The sequence below is a fragment of the Bacteroidota bacterium genome, assembly GCA_039714315.1.
Classification (GTDB): Bacteria; Bacteroidota; Bacteroidia; order Flavobacteriales; family JADGDT01; genus JADGDT01.
Genome location: JBDLJM010000138.1, coordinates 1 through 8,401, shown reverse-complemented (window position 1 = coordinate 8,401; position 8,401 = coordinate 1). Strand labels below are relative to the sequence as shown.

Sequence of the window (8,401 nt, the reverse complement as noted above, 5' to 3'; positions counted from 1 at the left end):
AGCTACGAAATCGAAGATTCATGAACACCTATAATAATATAGTTCGTGAATAAACTATTTTTTAAAGAAGATAAAACTAAAAAGAGAAAGATATTACAGGGCATTTTGATGTTTATTTGGTATAACTACAAATTGAATTGAACATCTTCAAATACAATTATATCAGTTTGTTAATAACATTTTTCAATTAACTCTAAATTAAAAACAAATGATAATATATTTGCCCCTCCAATAAATTATATCACCAAATTTTGAATGACGATGAAGAGGGTAATTATTACATTATTAATTCTGGCTGTAAACAATGTTTCATGGGCTCAGGCTCCAAAAAAATACGATTTAGTTCCTCCACTGGATATTCCATTAATTTTATCCGGAACTTTTGGAGAACTCAGAAGCAACCACTTCCACTCGGGAATTGATATTAAAACTAAAGGGATCATTGGTTTTCCTGTAAAATCGATTAGCGACGGATATATAAGCAGAATTAGTGTTTCGCCATGGGGTTATGGAAAAGCAATTTATGTTACCCATCCTAATGGTCTGACTTCTGTATACGCGCATCTTCAAAAATTCTCTCCTGAAATAGAAAAATTTGTAAAGAATAAGCAATACGATAAAAAAAGTTATGCGATTAACTTATTCCTGAAAAAAGGTGATTTAGACGTTAAGAAGAATGATACTATCGGTAAATCAGGTAACAGCGGAAGTTCCGGCGGGCCGCATTTGCATTTCGAAATAAGAGATTCTAAAACGCAAATGCCGCAAAATCCATTTAATTATGATTATAACATCAAAGATACAAGACCTCCTAAAATCAACAATGTCTTCATTTATGATTTCGACAATATGGAAGGCTACGATGAATCGTTGAATAAAGTGAACCTTAGCTTTGATGCTAATAAGAAGGAATTCTTTAGTAATGAGATAACTGTTTCTGCAGGTTGGGTTGGACTTGGTGTTGATTCATATGACAGGTTAAATTATGCAAATAATAAAAATGGAGTTTATGGGGTAAAACTTTTTGTAGATGATGAGCTGTATTTTGATTACACAATGAATTCCCTGGTTTTTTCAGAGCAACGATACATTAATTCCATGATAGATTATAAGTACTACTCTGAAAACAGGAGAAGAATTCAAAAATTATTTTTATTACCCGGAAATAAACTATCAATTTATTCAAATAACATCAATAATGGTTTTATTAAAATTGAAGAAGGAAAAAAATACTCGCTAAAGTTGATGGTAGAGGATTATCACGGCAATAAATCTGTTGTAAACCTCAAACTTAACGGTACTAAAGCCAAGGTTAAAACTGAAAAGCCAAATGTAAATAAACTTGTATTTGATTACACAAAAAACAATATTTTTGAATCAGACTCCATTAGAGTTAATGTTCCTAAAGGCGCCCTTTACAACAACTTCAACTTCGATTACAACTACAAGAACGGATCACATTATATTGGACGGGAAGATATTCCATTGCACAAAAGCTACTCACTTGAAATAAAAGCTAACGATAGTTTAACTGAGAAAATGCTGATTGCCAAAGTGACAAAAAGAGGAGGAACTATTTCTTTGGGAGGAAAATTTAAAGACGGATACATCAAAACCAAAACCAGATCGTTTGGCAAATTCACAATTACCTATGACACAAAGGCTCCGGAGATAAAAGGAGTGAACATCTACGATGGTAAATGGATGTCGAAGGATAATTTCCTGAAAGTAAAAATCAAGGATAATCTGTCAGGAATTAAATCATTTAACGGATTTATTGACGGTGAATGGATATTGATGGAATACGATGGTAAAAAGAATTTATTAAAATATGATTTCTCAGATATTGATTTAAACGGTAAAAAACATACTTTTACACTCGAAGTAACCGACAATGTTGGAAACTTGAATAAGTACGAAGTATCATTTTACAGATAAAGAAATCAAACTTGAAAAACCTAATTCTTACTATATTCCTTTTAATTCCCTTGTCAATAACATTTGGTCAGGAAGTACTGATATATGGAAAAATTGTAAACAGTAAAAATAAAGGGATTGACGGGGTTGCAATTCAAGTTGGTAAATACGGTGCAGTATCAGACAATTCGGGTAATTATGAAATCACCGTAAAGAAAAGAGATGATTATACAATAGCCTTCTCACACGTTAGCTATAACTATTTTATAAAACAATTAAAAGACCGTAACTCACATAGAATACTTTTAAATATAACTCTTCAGGAGAAAAGCAATCAAATAGACGAAGTTGAAGTTTATGGTGAAAAGGAAAATACTTCGAACCTCAGTAAGATTAAAGCCGAGGAAGTCTCTGTTATTTCTACTCCCGGTGATGGAATTACTTCGTTGCTAAAATCACTTCCCGGGGTAACATCTAATAACGAACTCAGTTCGCAATACATGGTTCGTGGAGGTAATTTCGACGAAAACCTCATCTATGTAAACGGGATGGAAGTATATCGGCCATTTTTAATACGATCGGGGCAACAGGAAGGATTGAGCTTTGCAAACTCTCAGATGGTAAAAAACATTGATTTCTACGCCGGAGGCTTCGAATCGAAATACGGTGATAAAATGTCATCGGTATTAAATATTCAGTATCGAGAGCCGGATAAATTCCAGTCTATGTTTGAAGTAAGTTTACTGGGTGCCGGAGCTACTGTAGACTTAGTTTCAAAAAACAACAAGTGGAGTTCCATGACCGGTATCAGATACAAAAACATTAGTTTAATTACTAAAACCCAGGACACTGAAGCCAACTTCAAACCTGTGTATACCGACCTTCAATCTGTGGTTTACTTCAAACCTAACAATAAGTTTAAGCTGAGCTTACTGGCAAACCTGTCGCTAAACGAATACAATTACTCTCCGGTAAGCAGAGTAACTAACTTTGGAACAATAAACAAACCTTTGCAGTTAGTTGTATTTTATGAGGGTAACGAACAGGACAATTACTTTACCTGGTCGCTGAACGCAAATGCCGAATACATTTTTAATGAAAAAACAGTTACTAATTTCTATGTCTCCTCTTTCCGGTCGCGTGAAAATGAATTTTACGATATATTAGGTCAATACCGTCTCAGCGAGCTAAACAGTAATTTAGGAGATGACGATTTTGGAAACCCATTATTTACTATGGGGATAGGTTCGCAATTAGAGCATGCGCGAAATGAATTTGATGCCCTGGTTATTAATGCAGGAGCAAATTCGAAGCACATTATTGATGAAGACAAAAAACTCGAATGGGGATTCAGATACAGCAATGAAAGTATACACGACCGCTTAAACGAATGGGAATACGTTGATTCAGCAGGCTTTTCATTACCTCATAATAATATTGAACCATATAAATCATATGATTTACCTTTGGATATATATCAGGGGGCTTCAGCAAAAAATTCGCTAAGCTCAAACAGGGTTGAATTATATTCTCAATTTGAACAAAATTTTGAATTTAATGATCTCGCAATATCCTACAATATCGGGTTAAGAGCTAATTACTGGGATGTTAACGGGCAAACGAGTGTTAGCCCCCGGGGAATAATTAATTTCCAAAATCTCAACAAACCGGATATCCTGTATTGGGTTTCAGTAGGGAAGTATTCACAGGCGCCATTTTACAGAGAGTTAAGAACAATGGACGGCAGCCTAAATAAAGATGTGAAATCGCAGGACAGTTGGCACTTTGTAATTGGAGCGAACTACGAGTTCAAAGCGTGGAACAGACCTTTTAAATGGACAAGCGAACTTTATTACAAGTACATGCTAAACCTCAACCCTTACATTGTTGACAATGTGAGACTAAGATACTTTGGGAACAATAACGGTAAAGGTTATGTGGCCGGAGCAGACTTTAGAGTGAATGGAGAGTTTGTACCGGGTGTAGAATCATGGATGTCGGTTGGTTTGATGAAAGCTCAACAAAATATTGACGAACAAGGGGCAATACCACTTCCTACTGATCAAAGATTTAAATTTGCGATGTTTTTTCAGGATTACATGCCAAAATTCCCAACTTTCAAAGTTAATTTAAACCTTGTGTACAGTACCGGACTGCCGGGAGGTGGCCCAAGTTATGGAGACCCGTACAAATATCAAATTAAGTTACCGGACTATAAAAGATTGGATATTGGTTTTACAAAAGTTATTTCCGATCACGATCATGGTATTACATCGTCCTTGTTCCCAAAAGTAAAATATGCGAGCCTTTCGCTGGAAATACTTAATGTAGCAGATATCAAAAATACAATTTCGTATTCCTGGGTTAGAGATGTATATTCGAAAGGCATGTACGCTGTACCAAACAAGTTAACAGGTAGATTTTGGAACCTGAAACTTCAGGTAAAAATTTAATTAAACCCACCTGTTTTCCGCACAGAGCCACCCAAGTTCAAAATCACAAAATTAGGCAAGATATTTTTTATCAATTTCAATAACTTATTCATAACAAATATTGATATCATTGTATATTATGTCCTAATTCAACCGCAATGTTACGCAAAGTAATGCGCGAAGTTTCGCAACGTAAATTTCTATAAACACTAATGATTTATAATCCATACAAAACAATAACCTTTTCACCATTCCCCCCTAAATTAAAGGTGTATTTTCTTAATTTTAAATAGTTTAGGTATCGTATAAATAATGGTAATACCAATTACATTTCTAAATGATGTATTTAGGTTGAAGTATTTTTCGATTATACAAATAAGCGAAGCGATTCATGAACACCTTTACAATTATTATTCGTGAATAATTTACAAAAATTAAGCATAGCCATAGCTACGTGAGCATTTTTTTAAAGAAGTAGAATCGGAAAAGACGAAAAGATTTTATGTCATTTGGATTTGTGATTGGTATAAAACCATAAATTTCAATATTAAGAGTCTTACAGTTGGTATTAAAAGAGTTATAAACGGGTTATGACCTAAATTATCCTGTAAACTATACTTTGCGCACAACTTAGCGGTACTCAGCGGTAAAAAAATAACAATAGTTCACTCATGGCGAATTATTGCCGACAGGGGACATTTCAAACGGTTAAAACATACCCGCCACACGCTTGAATACCAATATGTTAAAATTCTTTTTTTAATAAAAAAAGTAATATATCTTTAGGCTGATAATAGTAATGGGATGATCATTTTGGATAAAAACAACCCAATCCTCCCAGTAGAGGATAGTACAATAACAAAGAGCCTGTAATAGATGCATATTGCCAAAAGCCTGTGCAAAAAATAAAGGCTAAAAGCAATACTGATATATGAAAAGGATAATTGTTGATTTTAAAAAAATGAGTGGAAAAATAAAAAAGCTGTTTCACTCACAGTATCCTGACGGATACGATAGTAGTGATGTGATTGAATTCAGGAATCACAGAAATGAGTTAATCAAAGCTCTTGAAGTACATGACAGTGAAACTACTTTTTTGATCAAGCTATCAACCCATCAGAGTATATCTGTTGACAAGCTGAATATCAATATTAATAAGTGACCTGAACTTTTTTTGGATATCTAAATCCTGTTAAGTTCCGTAGTAACATAACGTGTATAGTTACGGAAAAATCTCATCGAATATAAATTTATCTGATGAGATTTTTCTGTTTATTGCCTTACCGGGACTTGATTTAAGTTCTTTATTTCGATAATACTATTTATCCAATTCTTCTGTCTTCGCAATTATGGTAGAAACCGTTGCATCTCCAGTAACATTTACAACTGTTCTAAGCATATCCAACAATCTGTCGACAGGCAGTATAATTGCAATCCAGGCAGGGTTCAGACCTACAGTTTGCAATACAATCATCAACATAACCAAGCCTGCTCCGGGGATTGCCGCTGAACCTATCGAAGCTAAAGTAGCTGTAAGTACGATAATAACCTGATGAGAAATGTCAAGATCAATATTATGAATATGTGCCAGGAAAATTACAGCAATGGCCTGATAAAGGCTGGTTCCATCCATATTAACAGTAGCTCCTATAGGTAAAACAAAACTTGTTACACGTTTATCTACTCCGAGGTTTTCCTCTACACATTCCATCGTTACCGGTAAAGTGGCGGCACTTGAACTTGTAGAAAAGGCTAATGCTTGCGCCTCACTAATCCCCGAAAAGAAATCCTTATACGAAAAGCTGCGACCCGTGAATAATTTCAGTATTAGAGGATATACTCCAAAGGCCATAAGCAACAAACCGATCATTACAACCACAAAATACCAACTTAATCCCTTAAAAATTTCTATAACCTTTGCAGGATTATCACCTGCCATTTTAGAAACAATACCTGCCATCAATGCGAAAACAAAATAAGGAGCAGCCAACATAATCAGCTCTACCATTTTTATAAATACATCGTTTATTCCATTTATCAACTGAATAACGTGGTAAGAAGAGTGTTTGGGTATCATCAAAAGACTAATGCCGAAAAATAGTGCAAAGAAAATTATCTGTAACATCAAAGCGTTATCGTTCAAAGAAACAAATATATTTGATGGCACCATATCAATTAAAAATTGTAACGGCCCTGCCTCTTTAGTAGCCCTGGCCAATTTTATTTTATTCTCGACTTCTGTAGAAACAATCTCTGTCCCATTCCTTTTTGCTATTTCAGAAACTAATTCACTATTGTCACTATCACAGGTAAGACACTCTTTATCGACTATCTCTATACCCGAACTTTTTGCCCATAATTCATATACTATTCTATTCTCAACACGCGATTCCTCCTTTATTAATTTACCGGGCTTAATAGTATTAACCAATCCAAGACCAAGAGTTATTGCCAACACAGTTGTACTTAAGTATAAAAGCAATGTTTTAAAGCCCATTCGTCCAAGCTTCTCTGCATCACCTATACCGGCAACCCCTCCAATTATAGAAAATAGAACTAACGGGACTGCAATTAACTTAAGAAGATTTATAAATATCTCCCCAAACGGATCTATCCAATTCATAGTAAATTCAGATAATCCAAAATAGCTCGAAAACAATGCCCAAATAACACCAAGCAATAAACCGATAACTATTTGCCAGTGCAGATCTAATTTCTTCTTCATATTATATTACTCTTCGGGTTTTATTTATAAGATAGTAATCGGCCAATACCAATGCGGCCATCGCTTCAACTATTGGTACAGCCCTCGGAACTACACATGGATCATGACGTCCTTTCGGATTAAGCTCTACTTCTTTAAAATTTTGATCGATGGTAATTTGTGGCATCAGTAAAGTAGCAACGGGCTTAAATGCTACGTTAAAATATATCTGCTCTCCATTGGAAATACCTCCCTGGATTCCTCCCGAACGGTTCGTTTTTGTACTCCCGTCAGCATTGAAAAGGTCGTTGTGTTGAGATCCGCGTAATTTACTTCCTTCAAAACCACTTCCGTATTCAAAGCCTTTAACAGCATTTATAGAAAACATTGCCTTAGCCAGTTCTGCCTGTAACCTGTCGAATACAGGTTCTCCCAAACCGGCAGGTACTCCATCAATTACACAGCTGACCACTCCCCCAATTGTATCGCCGTCTTTTTTTACCTCACTAATCAGATCTTCCATCCTTTTTGCAGTATTGGTATCAGGACAACGAACTATGTTATTCTCTACTTCTGCAAAGTTCACCTCATTGTATGGTGTTTCAAGCTTAATTTCTCCAACACCCGAAACATATGCCTTAACAGATATTTCGGGAATTATTTGTTTTGCTATTGCTCCTGCCACTACTCTAATTGCAGTTTCTCTCGCCGAAGAACGACCTCCTCCCCTATAATCGCGAAATCCATATTTTTGATCATAAGTATAGTCAGCATGCGATGGACGATAAGCCTTTGCTATATCCCCATAATCACCCGAACGCTGGTTTTTATTCTTGATAATAAATCCTATTGACGTTCCGGTGGTTTTTCCTTCAAAGATCCCTGATAAGAACTCTACTTCATCATCTTCCTTTCTTTGAGTAGTAATTTTTGATTGTCCGGGTTTCCTTCTTTGCAAATCAATATTAATCGCATCAAAGTTTATTTCTATTCCCGCAGGTACTCCGTCAAGAACACCACCAAGCGCTACTCCGTGTGACTCTCCGAAAGTACTTACTTTCAATATTCGTCCAAATGTATTTCCAGCCATATTTTCTTAAACTATTCGGACAAATGTAGTAAATCAATAAACAAGATTAAAACTTTAAACTTTAGACTTTGATAAAGTGTTTGGGGTTGCTGGTTGCTGGTTACTGGTTACTGGTTGCTGGTTACTGGTTACTGGTTACTGGTTACTGGTTGCTGTTTCCATTTCCCTCCATCTCACAATCTTCGAATTGACTTCGTCGAACCTAAAGGTTTCTCCACTTCACTGCGTTTAGCTTCGCTGATTCTAAATAATTCGGTC

Annotated in this window: 5 protein-coding genes; 3 read left to right on the top strand and 2 right to left on the bottom strand. The window is 35.4% G+C overall.

Going from position 1 to position 8,401, the window contains the following annotated elements:
• The first annotated feature begins 261 nt into the window (after positions 1-261).
• From ABFR62_11705 to ABFR62_11695, 3 genes are all read left to right on the top strand, one after another.
• A complete protein-coding gene (locus ABFR62_11705) occupies positions 262-1,938 on the top strand; it encodes a M23 family metallopeptidase (GenBank protein MEN8139085.1) in 1,677 nt (558 codons plus the stop codon).
• Between the two features lie 11 nt (positions 1,939-1,949).
• On the top strand, positions 1,950-4,370 hold the full coding sequence (locus ABFR62_11700; protein ID MEN8139084.1) for a TonB-dependent receptor: 2,421 nt from the start codon (positions 1,950-1,952) through the stop codon (positions 4,368-4,370).
• A gap of 910 nt (positions 4,371-5,280) precedes the next feature.
• Positions 5,281-5,511 carry a hypothetical protein gene (locus ABFR62_11695; protein ID MEN8139083.1) on the top strand — a complete coding sequence of 77 codons (231 nt, stop codon included), beginning with the start codon at positions 5,281-5,283 and terminating at the stop codon, positions 5,509-5,511.
• Positions 5,512-5,667: 156 nt separating this feature from the next.
• On the opposite strand, the gene ABFR62_11690 is transcribed toward ABFR62_11695, so the two are convergent.
• Entirely contained in the window at positions 5,668-7,074 is a 1,407-nt protein-coding gene (locus tag ABFR62_11690; protein MEN8139082.1) for a dicarboxylate/amino acid:cation symporter, read from the bottom strand.
• A 1-nt stretch (position 7,075) separates the two neighbouring features.
• The gene (aroC, locus tag ABFR62_11685) at positions 7,076-8,143 is read right to left on the bottom strand and encodes a chorismate synthase (GenBank protein ID MEN8139081.1); all 1,068 of its coding nucleotides are present in this window, start codon (positions 8,141-8,143) and stop codon (positions 7,076-7,078) included.
• Between the last annotated feature and the right edge of the window lie 258 nt (positions 8,144-8,401).